The sequence below is a fragment of the Rhizobium sp. AC27/96 genome (assembly GCF_001692325.1).
GTDB lineage: Bacteria > Pseudomonadota > Alphaproteobacteria > Rhizobiales > Rhizobiaceae > Rhizobium.
This window is the reverse complement of record NZ_LXKN01000019.1, coordinates 44,779-67,683: the sequence shown is the minus strand read 5'-3', so window position 1 is coordinate 67,683 and position 22,905 is coordinate 44,779. Positions and strand designations below refer to the sequence as shown.

The following is a 22,905-nucleotide window of genomic DNA, read 5'->3' as shown; positions in this document are numbered from 1 at the left end:
GATATTACCTCGTTGCGCCGAAGATCATCTATTTAAACAGCATTTCTTATACTTCAGGCCGCTGCCACATGAGCACGGTTCGTTGCGTCCAGTTTTTCTCGCTTGGGAGGAGATCTCGTGAAGTGGGGCTGGCGGGCGCCGCGGCAACTTCGCAAGCATAGCGTCCATTTCCGAGTTCGACTGCCACGGATCAGTCAGAGCCAATGCTAGCCTGATACGAAGGTCACCTGGGCGCAGGACAATTCCATACCATCGCTCGGCTTTCAGGTCGTATTTCTTCAATCGAGCGTGTTGTAAGATTTTATCTCTTGCAACGTCATCAGATAGCGAACTGATATGAATCGTCAGACCCGCCTGTTGTCCGTCGAAAGGTAAAGAAATATCTTTGGTGCGCCCCTCCCGAACTGCCGCCTTGTTCTGTTTCTCCAAAGCCTGTGACAGGCCGTTCGCAGAACTATCTGAGAGTTGCAGCAGCCATACACCCATTTCGGTCAGCTGTGGAATTGAAGCAGCTTCGATTTGCTCCACGATCGAACCGATCGGAGTTCCGCGATATCGAGTCAAAACTCCCTTAATCTCTCGACTGCCGGATGCCCCTTGCCGTCTTACGGCCATGGCTACGTCGACATGCGCCGTGAAATCCTCCCCGAGCGTCACCATATCGTATTTGTCATCGAGCCAGAGGTTATTCCGGAGGTGGTAGGACAGTGGAATCAGCTCGTTGGTGATAAGAAGCTTGTTGTAGGCGCGTGCGCGCAGATTTAGATAATTGAGAAAGTGGAGCGGCGTTTCAAGAAATTCGGCAATTACATCGAGAGTGAATACATCCGTCACGAGCGGACTACGTACGACGTCCGAGGGCTTAACCTCCAGGAACTGACGAGCTTGAAACGTCAGCGCCGGGTAGTGATCGGCAAGGACGCACAACGGATATATGATTTCAATAGGCTCCTCAATTTTCAGTTCTTTTCGCGTCACATTTCGAAATACGAACTCGCCGGAACGCTGTAGTGCGTCCGCGCAGAGGAGTGCCTGATCGTATGCATTGGCGACGGCCTTCTTGAAGTCGTCTCGCAACGCCAAGTCGTTGCCCTTGCGAGCGTCCAAGGTGAGGCGCTTCGACTTAGCTTGAACGACGATTGCCTGATTGCCGAAGAGGACGAGTGCATCCGCTTCTGCATAGCGGTTTTTTCCGCGATAAATATCGACGTTTGTTAGGACGCGAGCGTCTCCGAAGACAGACCGAAGGCATCCGCTCGAATAAGACTCGGTAAACTTGCCGCGATTTGTAGTTGCGATCGCGCGATAGTCATCGTCCGCCATCATCCAGAAAAATGGAGATTCGTAGAGCGATTCTTGCAGCTGGTAATGCTGGAGTAAAACGTAGGTACCGTCACCGAGATCCAATATTGGCCGAACATTCGTTTCGTTGAATTCGCTCAAGCCCGTGAAGGGATCATTGCGCTCGCCACTTTCGAATCGAAACGAGGAGAGCACCGCTTCAGTAATGGCAATCTCCACGCCTGAAGACGTGGCAATATCGTCAATTGTGAAGGTAAATGCTGGAAGGAAAGTCCACTGGTCAGGTGTCTGTGCTCGCATTTCCTTACGAAGCAAGGAGAGCCGCCGGAGATGGAAATCGCCTATGGCCTTGGTCACCGCGAGTGCGTCAGCAATTCTGAAACCACGCATCTTCGCGAGCCAGCCGTCGTCGGCCTCGTACTTCAGCTGTGTTAGCGCCTTATATTGGAAATTGTAGGCGGACTCGCCACCATAAAAGATGGGTTCGCGCATGGCCGCTCCGTCTTGGAACGGATCCTTGCCTGCGGCGAACAGGGCATGCCAGTCCTTTCCGCCAAAGAAAGCCTCGGCGGCCATCGCGTGATGAAGCTCTTGCATCAATTCGTCGGTGCGATCGACATAGCGTTGGAATGTTTCCGGCGTCGGCATATCGGCCACAATCAGCGATCGAGCCATCAAACCGATCAAAGTCGAGATTTCGCTACGGAGGAGACTGGATCCCTCATAATGGGAATCCATGTCCTTCACGCCTAGTTGGCCGCTGTACTTGATCAAATTATCTCTGAAGCAAAAATACGCAATTGCGTGAATGTATCCTGGGGAGGTACATAACGAAGCAAGCTCTGAGAAGACTTGATCCTCTTCGCGTTCAGTAAGTTTTCGCTCACTTGATATCCCAGTCAAGAGATTTCCCATTGGAAAATGCCTTACTCCCACCGCTATAGTATCAACGATACCAGCGTTGAAATCGCCACCTATGCCGCTCTAAATACACTATTAGCGCGAGGTCCGTGCATATCTCTTCTCACCCGCTTGAAAACATAGCCGCGGCGAATCTATTATTTTCAGCAGAAGCCAAGCTCGATGAGTCAAAATGACGTTTGCGAACAACGTCACCTTTGACCATCTTCAATCCTATCGGCGAATAGATAGAACAATTGTCTGAGGCCCGTTGTGACCGGTTTTCAAGGACCAAAATTCAATGATCTGAAACGCGAGTTGGTCGAACCTCTGGAGCGTGACCTTGTTGCCCCCACAGCATTTGCCGCGACGCTCGAAGCGCACGGGCTATATAATACGAAACAGTTCGTGTTGAGGCTAAGCCCTCGTGTTCACGATCTCGTCACGGCACTCACTTCCGGCAATATTGAAGGTCATGACCCTGCCGACCTCGTTCAGGCCTATTCAACATATATTCACGAGACGGTCCACTGGTGGCAGCATGTCGGATCGACCGCGGGCTTGATCTACAGCCTCTGTTATCCAACGCAGTTTTCAAGCAGCCTCGAGCATCTTCGAAACGCGGTTGACGCGATAGGACCGAAGAAATCTCTCAAACGCTGGGCTGATGACGCCTTGGTTAACGGCACTGCGCCGTCGCCGGAGGCGCTTGGCGAGGCCAATATTGCAATCAACAACGCACTGGATATCGAGTTCTATAAGATACTCGCTGCAAGTCCGAACCGGGCCTTCGAACTGAGAAAAATTCAGCATTTTGAATGTGTCGGTCATTCCTATCGCATAGCGTACGGCAATACGCTAATGGCGCTGCTTCAATCTTGCGATCTGGATCCGGCAACCTTGCCTGATCCCGAAAAATGGCAAGCAGCTTTCGACCAGCTAGCGGTCTCACGCCATGAGGGCTTCTATCATGGCTCACCCATCACGCAGGCTGAGGTTGGACTGCACGCGATTTTCGAGGGCCAGGCTCGGTTCATTCAGCTTCAATTCCTGGCAGCATCGGGAGGGCCGAAGACTTGCGCCGCCTATGCCGCAGATGGCTATCTCAGCGGAATCTATGTGGCCGCCTTCGTTGAATTTCTGAAATTGAGCGGGTCCGAGTGGCCAGAAGCCATCGACAGCCCCCTTGTTGGGCTCTTCCTTCTCATCTGTGACCTTGCCATCAATCCGACTCGCGGATTTCCGCTCGAAATCGAATATTTCGAGAATTTCATTTCTGACGTCGATCCGGGTGCCCGATTCACCCTCCTTTGTCAGACGGCTCGCGAGCACTCCGAACTGAAGAACGCCATCACCGCCTACAGCCTCGACGAATATACCTTCGTTTCGCGTGTCCTTACCAGTCGTTTGGGCTACGACGAGCCCTATAAAGCGCTTCAGGCGGTTGTCGATATCTCAGAGACGCCGTCCGGTAGGGTGCTGATGAGCGAATGGGCAGACTTCCGGTATGATTTTCGAAACATACCTGTCCGTGTCATGACGTCCCACTTCATGGACTTCTGCCGGAGCAAACTGGCAAATCCACACTTTTTCTGCTGGGCCGGCCGCTTTCTGGGGCTCGGAAGCGCGACTGAAGAAGCACAGCGACTTTTCAGCCGCCACCTGTCGCTTTTTACCGACCGAGCTGACAGTGAGCAGATCCACATCAGGGCGTTTGCCGGTCGTGACAGAGACGCGCTGAAGCGTACGCTCGATGCCTTCATGGGATCAACAATCCTCTACGACCTGACGCTTCAGTGGATCCTCGCGGACGGGCCGTTTCACTACGACTATCGCTCAATCACGAGCCCAGCCCGTGCTGATGCGATGACCGAATGGGCAAAGGCTGCATTTAAAGGAACGTTCGGCTATCACCCCGACGAGTTCCAAGTGTTGAGCTAACGCTCACTGGGCGACGGACGCCAATTCCCGCGTTCGAACCGCTCTAGGTGCAGAGGCCGATCGTCGAATCACCCAAACCCGCACTTTCCGTAGGCTTGTAGAATGCGAATTGTGTCGTAGCCGTCGATCAAACAGAAAATTCGGGGATTGCCCATTTGCTGGGCGTAAGCGCGCATCGCGCCCCTGACAGGCCCGGTGATCTCATGGCAATGCTGGAGCAACAGGATATCTGCGGGTTCGGAAAACAGACGATCGATCTGATCTCCATTCTTGCCGAGCTCTTTCATCGTCATCGGCTTAAATTGCGCTGGCCCCTTGAAGGCGAAGGCGGCACTGATGCGTTGCCCGTCGATCACAAGTCTGGTTGTAAAAAGGTCGGAACGCTCGCCGCCCCAATCCTTTGGAACCGTCGGTTCGCCGATAATTTCCGCAAACGCCCTCTTCACTTCGTGTTCGGACACACCCTCAAGACGCTTAAGGTCATTCTTGGTCATGCGCGCCTCGTTGCCCCGAACGGCTTGAAACGTCTCGATCTGATCTACGAAGCACTCAAGTCGATTGATCCAGAATTTGCCGATTGCGCTTTGCGGCTTGTCCCACGATGGCGCCGGGTTTGCGATCACATAGGGTACCGCCTCGATGGTCGTGTCCTTCACGTCCGTGATGAGACCGACGACGATCAAACGTTTCTGCCCTCTCAGCTCGTTCCACGATGAACGGGCCGTAAAATGCTCATGTTGAAATCGGCACTCAATCTTCCAGCCTTGACGAAAGTCATCCAGTTTGGCGTATGCAATCGCCGGGGGGACCAGCGTTGCCCCTCGCTCGATCGCCTTGGATACCTCGCTAAGACCCTTGAAAAACCAATTTGTGTAGCATGTAAAAATCCGTCCGGGCGCAATGTCGTCTAGGATCACGAGCTGGCCGAGTGTTTTTGGCTCCCTTTCATCGAGCCAGCGGGTCAGGGCATCCTGAAACGCGGAGTTGATGGCAATCACCTTCAAATTCTCGGTTGGTTGAATTTTTGCCAGAGTGAAGCCGCCTGCAACCGCGTCGTGGCCGACGAGTTCCAGCACGCGGCGCTGGTTGATGTACCATGAGGTCAGATCAAAGTGGGGGAGCATATCGTCCATTCCGATATTTCCTTCCATCGCGGAAAACGCCGGTCCGCCGAGCTCGACTCTTATGACAATTAATCAATCAAGCTGCAGCAACTTGATGACCTCATCGACATTCAGTTCCCGTCCCCTCAAGTTTTCCAGCATCGGGCGGAAGGCACTTACCATACGACGCGACTGGCTCACCCGGTGTGTATGGGAGTTCATCGAACGGCCCCTAAACTCTTCATAGCGACCGAGGTTCTTCAGCAGGAAATTTGCGACCTGCATGTATTCTCCTTCGGTATTGCCGTCGAAACCGTCAAACTTCGGGTCTCGCGCCCACAAACCGATTTCAGTTTCAATGCGTGTTTTGTCCGCCTCTGAGAAGCCTGCATAAGCGCGTTCGATAAAAGTCCACATTGTCATTGTGTCGGTTACTAGGGGCAGCGCTTTCCTGCTCCCTGAATGATCGAAGAAGATGCCGGACATTTCCCACTCGATCGCCCAGAACTGGCCCGCGTAGATGCTGTCCTGGATGAGTTTGATGCTTTCGGCGTTTTCGTAACCCTTTGTGTGCTTGAGCTGTTCGGTAAGCAGCCAGAGCATAAGCTTCTCCGCGCTGGTCGGATTGAATTCCTTACCGCTGGAAGAGAGCCCTGCATCCACCAGTCTCCGCACTGCCTCTGCCCGCGATAGAAGATCGCCCTGGGCGGAACGCCATTCGTCCAAGCGATCCAGGATATGTTGGTCGAGGCGCATCTCGAAACGCTCGGTCTTGCTGATCATAGCCCATTTCTCGCTGTTACGGTTTATTTCCGTAATGTACGGAAAATATACGTACATGCAATCAGGCCATTCAAATCATGCTTACCCACGTGTCGAGTCCAAGTGTTTCCACCATTGGAGGCGCCGGTTTCGCCGCTCGCCGCAAATCAATAAACAAGCTATGGTTGCTTATCGAAGCAAGGAGCGGAAATGTTCATCGAGAAGATTAAGATCAAGAACTTCAAATGTTTCGAGAACTGGTTTGAAGTCAAATTCAACGCTGGCGTGAACATCATTGTCGGCAACAACGAAGCCGGGAAGTCGACTCTTCTTGAAGCCATCCACCTATGTCTGACTGGTATGCTCAGTGGAAAATATCTCAGAAACGACCTTTCTCCGTATCTGTTTAACCGTGACGTCGAACGCCGGTATCTTGAAAGCATCGCAAGGGGCGAACCTCTAGCACCGCCCGAAATTCAGATCGAACTGTTCCTTGGAGGCGATAATGATGTGTTGGAAGACCTACGTGGGGACAAAAATTCTGAAAAGAACGCGAAGGCTCGCGGTCTTCTGTTTTCCATTGAGTTCGACAAAAAATATGACGGGCCCTACACAGAGCTGCTGAAAACTAAGGAAATCAGCTCAATCCCCTTAGAATTCTATCATGTTCAATGGTGGGAATTTTCGCGCCAGCCTGCAATGGCACGAAATATCCCCGTCAAGTCTGCGCTGATCGATTCCACAAGCACGCGTGTGCAGAGCGGGTCGGATATGTATATTTCGCGGATCGTCAGGGAATTTCTGGACGAGAAGGAACGCGTCGCCATATCGCAGGCCCACCGGAAACTGAAAGATGCTTTCAAAGTCGATGGCAATGTCGACGCCATTAACAAAAGGCTGGCGGAAGCCGCCAAGATCAGCCGCAAGAACGTAAGCATTTCGGTCGATATGTCCTCCCACAACGCGTGGGAGAACAGCCTCATGACCTACATCGATGAGGTGCCGTTCCACTTCATCGGCAAGGGGGAGCAATGTATCGTCAAGACACGGCTTGCACTGAGCAGTAAGAAGAATAGCGAAGCGACTGTGCTACTGATCGAGGAGCCGGAAAACCACCTTTCGCATTCCAAACTCAATCAGCTTATTAGCGATATCAGCTCCGACAACAGCGGCAAGCAGGTCATCATCACCACGCACAGCAGCTTTGTCGCCAACAAGCTCGGGCTCGAGCACCTCATCTTGCTCCGAGAAGCGCGGGTGACACAGATCAAAGATCTCGACGCCAGCGATTTCTTTCATAAGTTACCCGGCTACGACACGCTTCGTCTCGTCCTGTCCCAAAAGTCGATCCTCGTCGAAGGGGATGCGGATGAATTGGTTGTCCAGCGGGCCTATATGGATGCAAACGGGGGGCGATTACCGATCGATGACGAGATCGATGTCATATCCGTCGGGCTTTCATTCCTGCGCTTCCTCGAACTGGCGAAGGCATTGAAAATCCCTGTGGTAGTTGCAACGGATAATGACGGCAATCCCGCTGCGCTGGAAAAGAAATACGCCGACTATAAAAACATCGGTCATATCAAGATTTGCTATGATCCCGATGTGGATAAGGGCGACCTGATCATTAGTGGCAAGCCCTTCAACTACAATACGCTTGAGCCGAAATTAGTGAAATCGAACAGCGTTGACACATTCAATAAGCTGTTTGGCACCGATCACGCCTTGGATGACCTCCATCGGTACATGAAGCGAAACAAGACGGAGTGCGCTCTGGCGATTTTCTCAGCGAAGACAAAAATCACCTACCCGAAATACATCCTGGACGCCATCGCCATATGATGGGGCCGAACAAGCTCGTTATCGCAGCTGCGGGATCGGGAAAGACCACCTACCTCATCAGGCAGGCCCTTGCCGTCGGGGCAAAACGTGTTCTCATCACGACCTATACCGAATCCAACGAAGAAGAGATCAGACGGAAATTTTTCGAAATCCATGGGTCAGTTCCGGACAATATACATATACAGACATGGTTCAGCCTGCTGATCGAGCACGGCATCAAACCCTTTCAAGGCCAGCTTTTCGATTGGAATGTTGGCGGTATGTTGCTTGTCTCACAACGATCTGGTTTTCGTCGCCGTGATCGGCAAGGGCGGCCAGTCTATTGGGGGGAAGAGGATTTCAGGCGCTGCTATTTCGATCGTCGAGATCGTGTTTATTCGGATAAGTTGTCGAAGCTTGTGATCCGGTGCAACGAGGTATCTGACGGCGCCGTCTTCGAGCGTTTCTCACGCATTTTCCCTTACATCTTCGTGGACGAAGTACAGGATCTCGCTGGCCATGACCTAGACATTCTATTGGCTCTTTTCAGGGGGCCGTCCAACGTAGTCCTGGTGGGCGATCCGCGACAGGTCACCTATGTCACCCACCATGAGGCACGGCTAAAAAAATACAGGGATGGGCGCATTGCCGATTTCGTTCGAACAGAACTGCCCCGAAAGATCACGTGCGATATCGATGTGACCAGCTTGGTGACGTCACATCGCAATAGCACTGCGATCTGTGAACTGTCCTCAAAGCTATATCCTGCGATGGCCGCGACTGACGCATGTACTTGCGTCGGCTGTCGGCAGCCGATACCGGCGGATGCGGGCCTTTATATCGTTCGGCGCAAGGACTTGCCCCGCTATCTGGAATCTATCCGACCAGTGCAGCTTCGCTGGGGTTCCAACATTCGGGTCGGCTCCGGCGATCTTCCAGTTTTCACATTCGGCAGATCCAAGGGCCTCGGTTTCGACCGCGTCATCATCTATCCCACGACAGAGATGGTGGATTGGCTTAAAGATCCACAATCCCCATTGAAATCCGAAACCCGCGCCAAGCTGTACGTCGCGCTCACCAGAGCTAGGCACGTCGTCGCAGTCGTATTCGACCTTCCCGACAATGAGGAAATCCCGGGCTTTAGACTTTATCAATAGCTCCAAGATCGTGTCACATCGCCGACACTCGGCTAAGCCACGCATTCTGATCCCCTATAGTTCGCTTCAGACCATCTCCTACAGCCGGTTCCTGGCGCACGAGGCCGCACGATTGCTCGAACACTTCGGCTGCGAGATACGGATCTTCAATCCGGAGGGCCTTCCCTTGCCAGATGCTGCGCCGGTGACGCATCCCAAGGTGCAGGAACTGCGGGGGTTGTCGGAATGGTCTGAGGGCCAGGTGTGGGTCAGCCCGGAACGCCACGGTGCCATGACTGGCATTATGAAATCCCAGATCGACTGGATACCGCTGTCTGTCGGCTCGGTCCGGCCGACACAGGGCAAGACGCTTGCGGTCATGCAGGTTTCCGGTGGCTCACAATCGTTCAACGCCATCAACCAGCTCCGGGTTCTCGGCCGTTGGATGCGGATGATCACCATCCCGAACCAGTCGTCGGTCGCCAAGGCTTTCCAGGCATTCCATGCTGACGGACGCATGAAGCCATCCTCCTACTACGATCGGGTCGTGGATGTCTGCGAGGAACTTGTGAATTTCACCATCCTGACGCGCAACGCGTCCGACTACCTCACCGATCGCTACAGCGAGCGGAAGGAAGAGGCGGAAAAACTCGAGCAGCGGGTTTCCCTGAAGTCGATCTGACTGGGACAAGGCTATTTCCACATTTGTCGAAATAGCCTTGACTTCTTAATGGACACGGATCACGGTATTTCCATGAAAATCGAAATAGCCGCCGCCCAGCTCGAAGCTCTCGGGAACACCACCCGTCTCCAACTCTACCGGACGCTTGTTCGCGCCGGAGAGGATGGATTGTCCGTAGGCCGCATTCAGGAAAAGCTGGATATCGCGGCGTCGACTCTGTCCCATCATCTGAAGCGCCTGGTCGACACCGGCCTCGTGACTCAGGAACGGCAGGTAACGACGCTGATCTGCCGCGCCAACTATCCGGAGATGCAGGCGCTGGTCGGCTATCTCGTGGACGAATGCTGTGCCGATGCCAAATGCGGATCGACGACCGCGGAGGCTGCGGAGTGATCCCTTTTTTTGCCTAGATAATTCCAAATTACTAGAAATACAGAAGGAGCTGTCATGTTGAATGCTAGTGAACTTCCTGTGGCCGTCATTGGTGCAGGCCCGGTCGGTCTCGCCGCCGCGGCGCATCTCGTCACCCGTGGCATCCCCCTCGTTGTTCTTGGGCGCGGCGACACGGTTGGCGCTTCGCTGATCGAATGGGGACACGTCCGCGTGTTCTCTCCATGGAGATACAATATTGACGCAGCCGCCCGCTCCCTTCTCGAGAACGCTGGATGGCAAGGCCCTGATGGCGATGCTCTGCCAACCGGGTCCGACATTGTCGGCGCGTATCTGCAGCCGCTCGCCGCACTCCCGCAGATCGCGCAGAACCTCAAGCTGGGCGTCACCGTCACCGCGATCACCCGCGAAGGGCTGGACAAGGTCTCGTCCGCCGGCCGCGACGCATCGGCCTTCGTCGTCCGATATAGGGACAAGGATGGAGAGGAAGTTCGGGTTCAGGCCCGAGCTGTGATCGACGCCTCCGGCACATGGACGCAGCCGAACCCGATCGGCGTCGACGGCCTGCCCGTCCTCGGCGAGGCGTCAGCTTCCGATTACATCTCGTATGGCATTCCCGATGTCGGTGGCGTCGAGAGGGGCAAGTTTGCGGGCAAGTGCGTCCTCGTGATTGGCGGCGGCCATTCCGCGATCAACGCGGCGCTGGCGCTGATGGAGGTTCAGGAGACAGCACCGGGCACGGAGATATTCTGGGCGCTTCGCCGCTGCGGCGTCGACCGCCTGCTGGGTGGCGGACTGAACGATCAGTTGCCGGAGCGCGGCGCGCTCGGCCTTGCCGCCAAGAGCGCCATGGAGGACGGTCGCCTGAACATGCTGGCGCCGTTTGCCGTAAGCAGGATTCAGAAGGAAGGCGACAGTCTCCGCGTCGACGCGAAACTCGCTGGTTTGCCATACTCGATCGGCGTCGATCGGATCATCGTGACCACGGGGTTCCGGCCGGATCTCTCCTTCTTGCGGGAACTACGCATCGCCCTCGATCCTACCGTTGAAGCGCCCCCGGCGCTTGCGCCACTGATCGATCCCAATCTCCACTCCTGTGGCGACGTGCCTCCGCATGGCGTCGTCGAACTCGCGCATCCGGAACCGGGCTTCACCATCGTCGGCTCAAAGTCCTATGGACGGGCACCCACCTTCCTGATGGTGACCGGATACGAGCAGGTGCGCTCCGTGGTGGCGGAGATCGCCGGCGACCACAAGGCGGCGCGCGAGGTCCATCTGGTACTGCCGAAGACGGGCGTCTGCAGCGTCGATCTTGGCGTGAGCCTGACGGAGGACGGCAAGTCCGGAGCATGCTGCGGCGGCAAAGGCGGCTAAGCAAACAGGGTGCGGATGCAATGGCACGGCCCGCGCCGATAACGCGCTGGAACAGGTTCGATGAGCGATCACAAGGTTCCCGTCTCCGCGATCCTTGCCCTCGGTCTAACGCAGATCATAGGCTATGGAAGCCTCTACTATAGCTTCAGCATTCTCGCGCCGGCCATGGCGCGAGATTTGAACTGGTCGCCAGAATGGATTTTTGGCGCGTTATCCGCCGCTCTCCTGATCGGCGGCCTCGCGGCGCCGACGATGGGGAAATGGATCGATCGGTTCGGGGCTGGCCGTGTCATGACAGGCGGCTCGGCAATCGCCGCTCTTGCGCTGGTGGCCTGCGCCCTCTCTTCCGGCAAAGTGGCCTTCGTTGTCTCGCTGATCGCGATCGAGACGGCATCCAACCTGGTGCAGTACGGAGCCGCCTTCGCATTGCTCGTCCAAATCAAGCCGCAGGTCGCCCAACGCAGCATCACCTATCTGACACTGATAGCAGGCTTTGCCTCGACGATCTTCTGGCCGATTACGACGGCACTGCATGAACACATGTCGTGGCGGCAGGTCTATCTGGCCTTCGCCGCGCTCAACCTCCTGGTCTGTTTGCCGACCCATGCCTGGCTTTCATTTAGAGTTACCAAGGCTGCGAAGGGGGCCACGCCGGCAAGGCATGTCAAGCCTAGCCTTCCAGCGTCGATCCGCACGCCAGCATTCGTTCTGATGGGGGCAGGCTTTGCGCTCGAGAGCTTCGTCAACGCGGCCCTCCTCGTCCACATGGTTCCCGTTCTGTCAGCGCTCGGGCTCGGAGCCATGGCAGTGATGGTCGGCACCTTGTTCGGCCCCGCGCAGGTCTTGAGCCGCTTTACCAACATGATGCTCGGGGGCGGCCTGTCGCAAACGACGTTGGCGCTCGTATCCGCCGTCTTGTTGCCGGCGGCGCTGGTCATCCTGATCACCACTGCGCCGTCCGTGCCAGGTGCCCTGGTCTTCGCGGTCGTCTTCGGCCTTGGCTCGGGCCTAAGCAGCATCGTGCAGGGAACCTTGCCGCTCGAACTGTTCGGAAGCGAAGGCTATGGCCAACGGCAGGGGCAAGTGCTGGCCATCCGTTTGGTGATCTCGTCCGCAGCGCCATTCGTTCTGGCCTTCATGATGCGGAACATCGGGGTATCATGGTCGCTTTCAGTCGCCGCACTGCTCGGAATGGTCGCCGTAGCAGCCTTCCTCGGCATCATGTGGTTGATGCGCACGTTCGCCGCATCCGAGACCGCTCTCAGCAGGCAATAACAGGTCTCCTATTTCTGCTGCCAACCTTGTCGGCAGAAATGGGCAGGATGATAGCAAGGGCTGGAAGGAAATAAGCATTGGCGACGATGCCAAGCGGTTATCCCCCAACAACGGTGCCGTTGAACAACCGGGTTAAGAACGAGCCCAGCAATCTAAAAGCCGCTCCACATCGCTGCTCTTGAAGGGAATCGAGCCCACGACCTTGCTATTGCAAAAAGCGCTCCACCTTAAATTTTGCAATGGCATGCATCGGCTTGACCTCGATGGAATGACCGATTTGGAGCCGACGAGGGTCTCGCAGGTTTTGGCCGCCGGAAAGGAGAACCCGCCTTACACCATCCGCCAACATTGCTGATGCTCACAGCTCAAAAATCGGTTGGTCGGAGTCCGCCACTACTCATGACGTGAGAAAGGCTTGAGTTGATCGAACGAGGACTTTGAATTCGAGCCGTCTCTACCTAAGAAACTGCATAGGAATAAAAAACTCATCTTCTTCATGAGTCTGGGCCTCGAAATCAATCGGGCCACAACCTACGTCGCCATTTGGCATGCGCTTCACGATCAAGCTCAATTTTTTCAAGGTTATACTGTCGTAGCAGAGCCAGCGCAGAACCTTATCTCCCCCCTCCTTTATTTGAGCGTTGTCCTTGCCAAGCGCTTCCATGCTACTGAGGACCTGTGCGATTGTGCCCGCGGCTATATCTGCGATACTGAGAAGGTCGAGAAAGTCGAACGCCCTTGGCGTGAATGGGCGGGCACCCCCCAGACGACTGAACCGCTTGGTGGTGTATAGCGGGAGGACCATGTTGAGAATCTCGACCAGCTTAGTGTGCTTCTCTGGCGTTTCTCCTATTGCGTCATGATCGGTCATCCAAAAAATCTTCTGTCCAGGCTGCCCCAACAGCGCAAGAAGATAAGCTATACAATGCGAAATCCGGAAGAGCTTCTCGCCAACTTGCGGCGCAACGGTCCCATAGCCAGGTTGATCCAATGCGTCGGTGATATGCCGCATGGTCTCGGCATCGCCTGGCCCGAACAGGGACGAGATTGTTTTGTCGACAACGAGGGTGAATAACAGCCCATTGATATAATTATCGCATAGCTGCAAATAATCTGGAAGCATTCGACGCAGCGGGCCATATCGAAAGTCTTTGAAGGCAATCTCTTTTTCTCCAAGGCCCGATTTGGCCCGAAGAGACGCCATCTCCTGTTTAAAGGGCCCTAAGGATCCGAAGGCGCAAACCATAAAGGAATAGGTGAAGAAACGGCTCGACTGATCTTCGCCGCCGTAGTCGCTGAATATGCCCACAGTTCGATTTGCCAATGCACTGAGATTGGGGAGCAAAAGCTTCCCATCAGCGTCGCGGGCCTTGAAGCCCTGTTCGAGGAAATGTGCCAAACCAGGCAATTTCGAGCGATTTTCCTCTGAAAGAACATTCAGGTTTGGCGAACGCAAAGTCACTAAGCGGGCCCGTTCAACTAGTTGCGGATCGAAAGTAAATTGCTTGGGATACACGTCGGTCCGACCCATTCGACATAAGAGGATTTTCATCGCCGCGGCTCTTTTAGGTCCATACTGGAGTGGCATTCAAACATACTTTTGATCAAGATCCACGTCCGTCTTGGATTATCTGACTCGAGCCCACTCAGAACCGCAGTGCGGGCGCGCTGCAGACGGAAGGGGCCCATAGCAGTCGGACAGCCTTCAGTGAGTGGAAGCAAGCTATCGGATGTCCGCGCCCAACGGAGTTACGCGTAGCCATTTTTTCAGCGATTTAGCTCCGCTTTGGCATAATTCAGCACTTGCAACCTAGGCGGATGTAGTGGGAAAATAATTGCGCGTGTCGTGATTGTAGTTTTACGTTAATGCAGCGAGGAGCGGCAAATGTCAGACGACAAGAAAAAAACGGGTGTGCCGGACAGGAAGACCATCAACATGTCGGAAGACTGGGAAAAAGAGTATTGGAAGAAGAAATTCGACGTGTCCGGCCAGGCGCTGGCGGGTGCGGTGAAAGCCGTTGGAAAATCGGCAACCAAGGTCGAAAAGTACCTAAAAGATAAGAAGTAAAACCAGAACTTCGACTGCGCGGGAGTGCACTGCGTCGTCACGCGGCACGGACGGTGAGACCTCAGGTGACGACAGAAACAACAATGAGTGACGGTGTCCACCGGACCTTTTATCGGCTCACCAACGAGGAAGTGGCCGATCTCAAAACCGCGACTTCAGTGGCGCGGCGCAGGTACTGGCGAAAAGAGCTCGATTGGGATAAGCTATTCCAATTCCAGCGTGTGCTTATCGTCTCGGAATCCGGCTCGGGCAAGACGTATGAATGCCAAGTCCAGCAGAGACGACTTTGGAAAAATGGCGAGGCGGCGTTTTTCCTCGACCTCTCCACTCTTGCCACCGATCCAATCGGCGACATGCTTTCGCTTGAAGAACTGGACCGGCTGGGCGCTTGGCAGCGGTCGCAATCCGATATGGCTACGTTCTTCCTGGATTCGATCGACGAGCTCAAACTAACCAGGGGAAAGTTCGACACTGCCCTCAAGAAGCTCCGGAAGTTAGTCGACCGCCAGTTGGGAAGAGTCCGCATAATTGTCACCAGTCGGCCGGTGCCGATCGATCGCCAACTGATGATAGAGCAGTTCCCCATTCCAAAACCCGACACTGTGGTTGCGTCCGCTGACGCCTTCGCCGACATCGCGATGCACGGCAGCCGAGCCCGTAACCTTGACAAGGATGATCGTGAGAGTGGCTGGGCAAATGTCGGTCTGTTACCGCTCTCGACGAGCCAGATGCGCGCGCTGGCAGTTTCTCAAAAGGTCGCCAATCCTGACGAATTGCTTCGCGATATTGTAAAACGTGACGCCGAAGAATTTGCCGAGCGTCCGCAAGATCTGGTGGAGCTTTGCGCGGACTGGCGCGATCAGCAACGGATAAGGAGTCATCGTGACCAGGTCGAGTCCAACGTCGTGGCGAAGCTGAAGCCAAACGCCGACCGCGAAGAACGCACGACGCTATCGACCGAAACGGCGCGATCATACGCCAGCCGATTAGCATTGGGGGCCATCCTTATGCGAAAGCTCACTCTCCGCTATGATGCCAGCACTGACGACGTAGAAGCAAGCGAGTCCGCATTGGATGTGTCGCGCCTGTTGTCAGATGCCAATCCCGACGAACAGAAGGCACTACTTGAACGCCCGCTTTTCGGGTTCGCGAGCTATGGCCGGGTTCGATTTCACCATCGGTCCGTTGTGGAGTATTTGGCTGCCGTTCGGCTCGAGACGCTTTTGGCGAGAGGCGTGCCGATTAAGTCCATCAAGCGCCTTCTCTTCACGGAAACTGCGCAGGGAATGCCAATCGTACGGCCCTCGATGCGGCCGGTCGCAGCTTGGCTGGCCCTGACCCGCGACACAGTTTTCGAGGAAATTGTTAGCCGCGATCCATCGGTTGTGTTGGATTTCGGCGATCCTCAATCACTACGGCCGGAACAGCGCATTCTCGCGCTCGAAGCCTTCATAACGCGCTATAAGGATGGCGAATGGCGGGGACTTAGCATCCCCCATGTGCAAGTTCGCCGCTTCGCATGCCCGGAATTGGCAGAGACTATTCAAAGGCGTTGGAAAGCAGGTATCGCCAACCACGAGATCAGGGATTTGATCCTCGACCTAATCGCCGCAGGGCCAATTCCCGCCTGCGGAGATATTGCTTACGAAGTAGCGCTCGATCAAAAGATGCCTCCCACGTTAAGAAGTACGGCTGTCAGCGTTCTGGTTTCGCTTCGAGATCGTCGTGTCTCGGAGATTGCAGATGCGCTCGCGACGTTGCCAACCGAGTGGAACGAGGATGTCACTCGAAGAGCATTTTTGCATCTCTTCCCCAAGCATTTGCCGCTTCCAACATTGGCCAAAATTCTCGCTCGGATTCGTGAGGGGAAAAGCGCGATCGACAGTCTTACATACCATTTACCTCGGATGATCGAGGAGGTGGCAACCGACGACGTCGACCTTGATACTCTCAGGGACTTGCTCACCACAATCGTTCGAGCGGGAACATGTTGGCAGCCAAACGATCACCCCCACCTTAAAACCAACCGTCATGATTTGCTCGACGCGCTTCTGGCGGTTTGTCGCCGCCAATGTGATCTCGGTGTTCGAACGGCCCCTTGGGTATCGTCGACTTTGCTAGCCCTACGGCTCAACGACAAGCACCACCGGGATAATGAGAGGGTGAAGGCGTTAGAGGCAGCCATTGGCGATTTGCCCTCCGCCGCGCGGGAGTTGGCTTTTTGGGCCGAACACGCATTTTTGTCCTCTATGTCGCAGCCCGACGACCCGTGGTCACGGCTGTATACCATCATTGAAGAAGGTGGCCTGCCGCTTTCTGCCGAAAAGGACGAAGTGTGGGTTCTGCGGCGGTTGGCGGATCCCAATGAGCCGCTATTTCACCGCCAAATGATGCTTTGGTCCCTAATGACAGGTCTTATGTACCGCACACGCGCGAGCCCAACGACACTTCGTGACCTCCTAGTTCTCGTCGCGGATTCGCCGGAACTGACGGAGACCGTCGAAGAACGGATGAAGCCGAGCCCTCATAACGAAGAAATGCAACGACACGAACGGCAATATGCAAAGCGCCAAAAGGCAGAGAAGCGCAAAGCCGCTAAAGCGCATGCAAGCTGGGTGGAGTTCTGGAATAAGATAGCTGGCAACCCCGACGAGCTATTTCAAGACGAAAGAGCGCCAGGAACGGCCTGGAATCTATGGCGCGTGATGGAGCGTACAGGGTCCGAGAGCCGCTCGGCTGGATGGAACAGGGAATATATAGAGAGCCAGTTCGGCAAGGCGGTCGCAGATAGACTTCGAGCGACCATGCTTAAGGTCTGGAGAAATGACCGCCCAACGCTCCGTAGTGAACGCCCTGAAGGAGAAAAGGACACATTTCTTACACGTTGGCAGTTTGGCTTGGCAGCCATTGAAGCAGAAGCGGAAGATGCGGATTGGGCGAAAACGCTTACTCCCGACGAGGCCGAGTTGGCCTGCCGCTACGCCCCAATACAACTGAACGGCTTCCCCTTCTGGCTCGAGACCCTCGCCGCCCCTCACCCCAATGCAGTTGAAATGGTGCTCGGCGGAGAACTCAGGCTCTCCCTCGATGAGAACGCGACCGAAAACCATTCAAGAGCATTACAAGATATCCAGCACGCATCGCCGAAAGTTGCGGCCCTTTTCTTGCCGCTGATTCGCGGATGGGTGGAAGCGATCCTGAAGCCCAATGCCAACGTCGTCGCCTCTGATCTTCTCGTCAATCAGGCTATCGACATCCTTATGAAATTTGGCAGCGAGCATGATCGTTCGTTTATTGAGCAAGCGGTGGCCCAATTTCTTCAAAGCGGCCTCGAAGTTAAAGGAGCGAGGATTTGGCTTCCGCTTCTATTTAGGCTTAATCCAGTCCGTGGAACTGAAGTTCTTGAGGCCGGCCTTGCGGGGATTACACCGGGCAAAGAAACAGAAGCCGTTGCATGGTTCGCACGGTTGTTTGGCCGCGATCATGTCAGCAACACCGTTTACGTGAAGGGAGCAGAATTCACTCCGAGCGTGCTACTCCGACTTACCCGACTGGCCTACATCCAAGTTCGGCCCCAAGACGACACGCATCATGCGGGCACGTTCACGCCTGACACTCGCGACAACGCCCAGAGTGCGCGAAATGTTCTGTTAGGCGCGATCCTCGATCTGGGTGGAGCGGACGGCTGGGCAGCAAAAATGTCGCTAATCGACGACCCTCTTTTTGTCCACTTCGCGGATCGAGGACGGATTCTAGCGGAAGAAAAAGCAGCGGAAGAGGCGGACGCGGTAACCGTGTCAGAGGCTGATTTCAAAGTGCTCGATACCTACGGCGAGGCGCCACCCAACACCCGTGACACAATGTTTCAACTCCTGCGTGACCGCCTTGAAGATATCGACGATCTCTTGCTTCAGGATACGTCGCCCAGGGAAAATTGGGCAGCAATTGAAGACGAACGCGTTTTGCGTCGCGCGCTTGCCCATGAGCTGAACAGCCGAAGCAACCACCTCTACACGGTCGATCAAGAGGCAGCGACAGCCGACGAAAAAGAGACGGATATCAGACTGCGATCCACTTCGTCGTCGGAGCAAGGGACGATCGAACTCAAGATCGGCGAGAAGCCACGTTCAGCCGCCGAATTGCGAAGTGCAATGAAGGATCAACTACTTACCAAGTATTTGGCGCCAGAGCACTCCCGTTCAGGCTGCCTTGTAGTTAGCGCGGCCACCGACAGAGCATGGCTGCATCCAGAGACCCAACAGAAGATGGGGTTGAACGAGCTTATCGAGTTTCTAAACGTCGAAGCACGGAAGCTTGAAGCCGAAACGGGTGGGTCCGTAAGGCTTATGGCGAAGGGTCTCGATCTTCGTCCTCGGCTGGCGACTGAGCGTACCACTGCAACGGCGAGCAAGGCTTTCCGCAAGCCCCAAAATATATAGACATCTGATGGCTCGGTCTGCGGAAAAAAAGGACCGGCCGGCTCGGACAGACCCCGAAGTTGATCGAGAGAATCATGCCGATGGAGGCCTGGTGTCAGAGAAGGATATCGTCTCGCCAGCAGGTGCTTATACCGCTCGCTGCAACGGTTTCTCACTATAATCCGCACGCCGCTTGTCGAATTGAGGAGTGTCGACTGTGGCTAAGGCCGAATCACCGTCTGCGGGCATGGCTAAAAAATGTGGAATTGCAAATTTTTGCGATTCCATATTTACCCTGGTGGCTGGGTTGTAAACCGCCCGTTTCTGTCTAATCTCAAATGCTCTACCGGCGGTTCCGTCGGCATCCGCGACAAAGGTGTCAGAGAGCTTCGTCGCTGACCTTCCGGTGGCCCGTAGCATGAAGTTCAAAGATCGGTGCCGCAGACCAATGTTCCATCTGGCGAAAGCGAACTCGAAGCCTACCCTCAGATCCCTCTACCGTATCGAAATCCACGGTGGCGTGTAGCTCGCCGATGCGACCATGATCGATCTGCCGAAGCGCACTGGATGAGAAAAGCAGCGGTCCTAGATCCTTTGGGCCACCGCTATAGACCGCGATCCTTTCGACATGGGCGATGTAGGAGCCCGGAAGTTCGAAACCTTGCATTTGCTCTATCCGCAAGTTCGAACTGTTTCGATGGACGAGCCGTAGAAGCAGATCTGCGTCGGCTTCGGCAACGACAAGTGCCGGACTACTTTGCAGTTGCTCGACAAGAGGCGAAATTGCCCGCCAGAAAGCTTCATCTGCCACGGAGCCCGACACATCGACCCCCTTACGGGGGCGGCGCAGGAAACTCCGCCAAGCGTGATACGCTACACGGCCTTTGCACTCGGACGCAGCCCATCCTTCAAGGCCGAGCCAGGGCGTTTCCATTGGAGGGGCGACAATCTGCTTTTTGCTGACTGCCAGCCGCACCTCAATCAGTTCACCCCTCTCGTTTCGCGTATCCCGAATGTCGACGTTCCGGAAGAACCAGAGTTGAGCAGATTTGGCCAAGAGTGCCGTTTCGATCGAAGCCCGGATACGTTCGATCCGTTGTGGATCTGCGGGCCGCTCGTGCAAGTGCTTCTGCCGTTCTTCGCCGATGACTTGTCTCGTCAGTTCAATGACGGACGCAAGGCGATCCTTTGAATCGGCCAAACCCGCGCCGCCTGTCAGCGTCGTTTGAACACGGATGATCTCATCGGCGGATTGCTCCAGGGCGTTGTCCAACAGATCGAGCGTCTGGAGTATTCCGCGCAACGAAGCGTCGCCACCTGGCAGCCTCTCATCCCTCGCTGCCAGCTCCCTCACAGCCGCTTCGACATTCTCATCGGCATCGGGAAGAGCGGCCGTCAGCAACGCTGCGAAGGCCAGCATAAGGTCATCGCAGCCGTTCAAGGTTGATGGAGTGTAGACTCGACCCGGCACGACCCTTCGTTCAGTCATGTCGTCCAGCGATTCTACCAAGCGGTCCAATGCCGAATCGTACGATCGATCGGATTGATCTTGTCCCGGCATCCATAGCCGAAAAAGCTCAAGCAAGACGTTGCGGAAGTTCAGCTGGTTCTCCGCAGGTCCCAACTGATCGTGTCCTTCGCGGAGAAGTAGCGCCCGGGCTGTTTTTCCGCCTATGTCGGATGCCTGCTTGCCTTCCATCGTCCAAAAAAGCAGGAGGGCTGACGTCAATAGAACAACGTCTTGATGGGCGGCACGGATCAGGGCGTCGAAAAGAGCTTCCGCCGTTGGAGGAGGTGCATTTTCAAATCTAAGATTGGCGACCGCATTCACGGCACCGGGAAAATCGAGTGTTACGATGTGCGGAAAGACTAGGTTATCCCATCGCAACAAGTGGTCCTGTTGTCGGTGACCGAGCGTGTCTGGCCATCGAACGAGTGCTTCACGAAAATACTTCGCGCCTGCTTCATCCTCGTTCCACACAGCTACGGCGAGACAATATGCAGTGCTCGATAGATGTTGCCAAAGGAAAGGCCAGCTGGCGGCGAAGGCTGCCCAGCCCTTGTCCTGCCCATGGACCAAGGAGTCTCTCCAGTGATATGCGTACGGGGCCAGCTGCAGGAGCCGTTCCCAGCTGCCGATGATTTCTGGCAGGACGTTGGCATAGGATTTTTCATCGGCCCCGGCGAGAGTCAGCCTTGGTACGGCCGAACCGCCCTTTGGCACTTCCACCGTCGTCCGCCTGGTTACCCACGCCTCGATTTGGTGCATCATTACTGGCCCGGACCGGATGATCCATTCGACGACATCCTGTGGAAGTTCCGCCGTGGCAGGGGATTCGAGCAACCGCAGCGGGACACGGGATAGAACCCGGAGAAAATGACTTTCCGTCGGAATGCGCTCAGCGGCGCGCTCGAACAACCGCCTGTATGTCCTGATCCAACGAACATGCGGTGGCAGAAATTCCTGACCACGCACCTGCGCGAAATTGAAGGACTCTCCGACGATATGTGGCGTGGCGTTTAACGACAGCAGGAATTCATGGTACCGAAGCAGTTCGTCCAGCGCGTTGTCGAACGCCACGGGCGCCGAATGCTCTATATGCACCGCGACCTTGCCCGCCAGTTCCTCAAGAATCTGTTCCGGAGTGGGAAGATCACGCTTCATCGGGCACTCTCCTGAAACGAAATGCATACCAGAGCACGGTTCTTTCGAACCAGAAGAGATGGGCGCCTCCTTGGCGTCGGCACCATTCTATCCTTCCAAGAATTGGTCGATCTAATACCGGAGTAAACCAGATGACAGGTCCTGGGGTGTTGGGAGCGGCCGCACCCGTTTTCCGCACCATCTCCTTTAGGCATCGAGCGGACCAGCGGCGGAGCACCCACGTAACGCATGACATTCGGACGTCGTAAAGTGCCATGCCCGACTTGAAATTGGACATCATCTCTACCTCGAAAGGGGCGCCCATGTCCGTTCCAAAGAAGGCCGTCGGATTCCTGTCCGAATGACCGTCCGTCTTGAGAATCTCGACGGATGCTCCGGAATAGATTTGCTGCCTGAGCCTCAGCGTCAATATCGCTGGCTGAGAGACGTTTGCGGTATAGCGTTCCCTCAGCCGCTGCCGTTCGGAACGATGCACGAATCCGAACGTCGTGGCGATGAAATGCGCTAGGCCTCCGAGATTCATGAGAAGCCACGCAAGGTGAACGTAGAGAAGGATCCATTTGAAGATTTGTGGTGCAGCTCCAATGCCCGCCACACCTAGCAATAACTGGGCAGGCCAGAGAAGTTGGACGCAAAGAACTGCCAGAAGAGCGATGCAGCTCGCTACCACCTCGAAAGCGAGCGACTGATGGTAGTAGACGCTGACATCCGTGCTCGCATCCTCACGCTGTGCAATGAGCGTTACCAGGGCCAGGCCCAGCGAAACGAGCCCTAATGCCCCGACCTGCGCCGTAATAAGGTAGCTGGCAACGTTGAGCAGCGTCGCATCTCCATCAGAAGATGCTGGAAGCGACGACAACCATTTACATGGCAGGAAAGCGGCGAATGTCTGGGCCGCAATAGCAATGCAATCCACTATCGCGTAGAGGCACAAGAAACGTCCGAACCCGGCAATCGAGAAGAATGCTCGCATGAGACCGTGCACCCAACCGTAACGGGCATGACGAGCTGCAGGATTGTGACGGTACCAATCCCTGACCTCTCGTCTTGCCCATCTATTGATGCTCC

Annotated in this window: 15 protein-coding genes; 9 read left to right on the top strand and 6 right to left on the bottom strand. The window is 55.3% G+C overall.

Annotation, left to right across the window (positions count from 1 at the left end; all coding sequences use genetic code 11):
• Positions 1-24 precede the first annotated feature (24 nt).
• On the bottom strand, positions 25-2,040 hold the full coding sequence (locus A6U86_RS18630) for a nuclease-related domain-containing protein (RefSeq protein WP_158008765.1): 2,016 nt from the start codon (positions 2,038-2,040) through the stop codon (positions 25-27).
• 435 nt (positions 2,041-2,475) lie between these two features.
• Here A6U86_RS18630 and A6U86_RS18625 point away from each other — a divergent pair, with 435 nt between their 5' ends.
• Positions 2,476-4,143 carry a hypothetical protein gene (locus A6U86_RS18625; protein WP_068394206.1) on the top strand — a complete coding sequence of 556 codons (1,668 nt, stop codon included), beginning with the start codon at positions 2,476-2,478 and terminating at the stop codon, positions 4,141-4,143.
• A 68-nt stretch (positions 4,144-4,211) separates the two neighbouring features.
• Here the strand turns inward: A6U86_RS18625 and A6U86_RS18620 are convergent, their stop codons facing one another.
• Positions 4,212-5,276 (bottom strand): hypothetical protein, encoded by a 1,065-nt coding sequence (locus A6U86_RS18620; RefSeq protein ID WP_068394205.1) that lies wholly within the window; start codon positions 5,274-5,276, stop codon positions 4,212-4,214.
• A gap of 63 nt (positions 5,277-5,339) precedes the next feature.
• On the bottom strand, positions 5,340-6,029 hold the full coding sequence (locus tag A6U86_RS18615) for a YfbU family protein (RefSeq protein WP_068394254.1): 690 nt from the start codon (positions 6,027-6,029) through the stop codon (positions 5,340-5,342).
• Positions 6,030-6,218: 189 nt separating this feature from the next.
• Between A6U86_RS18615 and A6U86_RS18610 the strand changes: the two genes are divergently transcribed.
• The 6 genes from A6U86_RS18610 to arsK all read left to right on the top strand — a co-directional run bounded on the left by A6U86_RS18610 (position 6,219) and on the right by arsK (position 12,686).
• The gene (locus A6U86_RS18610; RefSeq protein ID WP_068394203.1) at positions 6,219-7,850 is read left to right on the top strand and encodes an ATP-dependent endonuclease; all 1,632 of its coding nucleotides are present in this window, start codon (positions 6,219-6,221) and stop codon (positions 7,848-7,850) included.
• Positions 7,847-8,986: a UvrD-helicase domain-containing protein gene (locus A6U86_RS18605; protein WP_068394201.1), complete on the top strand. Its 1,140-nt coding sequence runs from the start codon at positions 7,847-7,849 to the stop codon at positions 8,984-8,986. The genes A6U86_RS18610 and A6U86_RS18605 overlap by 4 nt, the downstream gene beginning before the upstream one ends.
• A 10-nt stretch (positions 8,987-8,996) precedes the next feature.
• A complete protein-coding gene (gene arsH / locus A6U86_RS18600; protein WP_244509998.1) occupies positions 8,997-9,647 on the top strand; it encodes an arsenical resistance protein ArsH in 651 nt (216 codons plus the stop codon).
• Positions 9,648-9,719: 72 nt separating this feature from the next.
• Entirely contained in the window at positions 9,720-10,040 is a 321-nt protein-coding gene (locus A6U86_RS18595) for a helix-turn-helix transcriptional regulator (protein ID WP_068394250.1), read from the top strand.
• A 54-nt stretch (positions 10,041-10,094) separates the two neighbouring features.
• A complete protein-coding gene (locus A6U86_RS18590) occupies positions 10,095-11,411 on the top strand; it encodes an FAD-dependent oxidoreductase (RefSeq protein WP_083196899.1) in 1,317 nt (438 codons plus the stop codon).
• A gap of 60 nt (positions 11,412-11,471) precedes the next feature.
• A complete protein-coding gene (arsK, locus tag A6U86_RS18585; protein WP_068394200.1) occupies positions 11,472-12,686 on the top strand; it encodes an arsenite efflux MFS transporter ArsK in 1,215 nt (404 codons plus the stop codon).
• 454 nt (positions 12,687-13,140) lie between these two features.
• On the opposite strand, the gene A6U86_RS18580 is transcribed toward arsK, so the two are convergent.
• On the bottom strand, positions 13,141-14,238 hold the full coding sequence (locus A6U86_RS18580) for a hypothetical protein (RefSeq protein ID WP_141683740.1): 1,098 nt from the start codon (positions 14,236-14,238) through the stop codon (positions 13,141-13,143).
• 333 nt (positions 14,239-14,571) lie between these two features.
• Between A6U86_RS18580 and A6U86_RS18575 the strand changes: the two genes are divergently transcribed.
• Both A6U86_RS18575 and A6U86_RS35655 read left to right on the top strand, forming a co-directional pair.
• A complete protein-coding gene (locus A6U86_RS18575; RefSeq protein ID WP_068394197.1) occupies positions 14,572-14,754 on the top strand; it encodes a DUF3606 domain-containing protein in 183 nt (60 codons plus the stop codon).
• Between the two features lie 83 nt (positions 14,755-14,837).
• Entirely contained in the window at positions 14,838-19,193 is a 4,356-nt protein-coding gene (locus A6U86_RS35655; protein WP_068394195.1) for an ATP-binding protein, read from the top strand.
• A gap of 358 nt (positions 19,194-19,551) precedes the next feature.
• Here A6U86_RS35655 and A6U86_RS18565 read toward each other — a convergent pair whose 3' ends face one another.
• Together A6U86_RS18565 and A6U86_RS18560 are read right to left on the bottom strand one after the other, a co-directional pair.
• Positions 19,552-21,837, bottom strand: coding sequence for a hypothetical protein (locus A6U86_RS18565; protein ID WP_068394193.1), 2,286 nt, complete (start codon positions 21,835-21,837; stop codon positions 19,552-19,554).
• Positions 21,827-22,810, bottom strand: a complete 984-nt coding sequence (locus A6U86_RS18560) for a hypothetical protein (protein WP_068394191.1) — start codon at positions 22,808-22,810, stop codon at positions 21,827-21,829. The genes A6U86_RS18565 and A6U86_RS18560 overlap by 11 nt, the downstream gene beginning before the upstream one ends.
• Positions 22,811-22,905: the final 95 nt, after the last annotated feature.

Bases quoted from the DNA above. Each gene is read 5' to 3' on its own strand.
- A6U86_RS18630 (WP_158008765.1), bottom strand. From the start codon at position 2,040: ATGGATTCCCATTATGAGGGATCCAGTCTCCTCCGTAGCGAAATCTCG.
- A6U86_RS18620 (WP_068394205.1), bottom strand. From the start codon at position 5,276: ATGGACGATATGCTCCCCCACTTTGATCTGACCTCATGGTACATCAAC.
- A6U86_RS18615 (WP_068394254.1), bottom strand. From the start codon at position 6,029: ATGATCAGCAAGACCGAGCGTTTCGAGATGCGCCTCGACCAACATATC.
- A6U86_RS18610 (WP_068394203.1), top strand. From the start codon at position 6,219: ATGTTCATCGAGAAGATTAAGATCAAGAACTTCAAATGTTTCGAGAAC.
- A6U86_RS18605 (WP_068394201.1), top strand. From the start codon at position 7,847: ATGATGGGGCCGAACAAGCTCGTTATCGCAGCTGCGGGATCGGGAAAG.
- A6U86_RS18595 (WP_068394250.1), top strand. From the start codon at position 9,720: ATGAAAATCGAAATAGCCGCCGCCCAGCTCGAAGCTCTCGGGAACACC.
- A6U86_RS18590 (WP_083196899.1), top strand. From the start codon at position 10,095: ATGTTGAATGCTAGTGAACTTCCTGTGGCCGTCATTGGTGCAGGCCCG.
- arsK (WP_068394200.1), top strand. From the start codon at position 11,472: ATGAGCGATCACAAGGTTCCCGTCTCCGCGATCCTTGCCCTCGGTCTA.
- A6U86_RS18580 (WP_141683740.1), bottom strand. From the start codon at position 14,238: ATGAAAATCCTCTTATGTCGAATGGGTCGGACCGACGTGTATCCCAAG.
- A6U86_RS18575 (WP_068394197.1), top strand. From the start codon at position 14,572: ATGTCAGACGACAAGAAAAAAACGGGTGTGCCGGACAGGAAGACCATC.
- A6U86_RS35655 (WP_068394195.1), top strand. From the start codon at position 14,838: ATGAGTGACGGTGTCCACCGGACCTTTTATCGGCTCACCAACGAGGAA.
- A6U86_RS18565 (WP_068394193.1), bottom strand. From the start codon at position 21,837: ATGAAGCGTGATCTTCCCACTCCGGAACAGATTCTTGAGGAACTGGCG.
- A6U86_RS18560 (WP_068394191.1), bottom strand. From the start codon at position 22,810: ATGCGAGCATTCTTCTCGATTGCCGGGTTCGGACGTTTCTTGTGCCTC.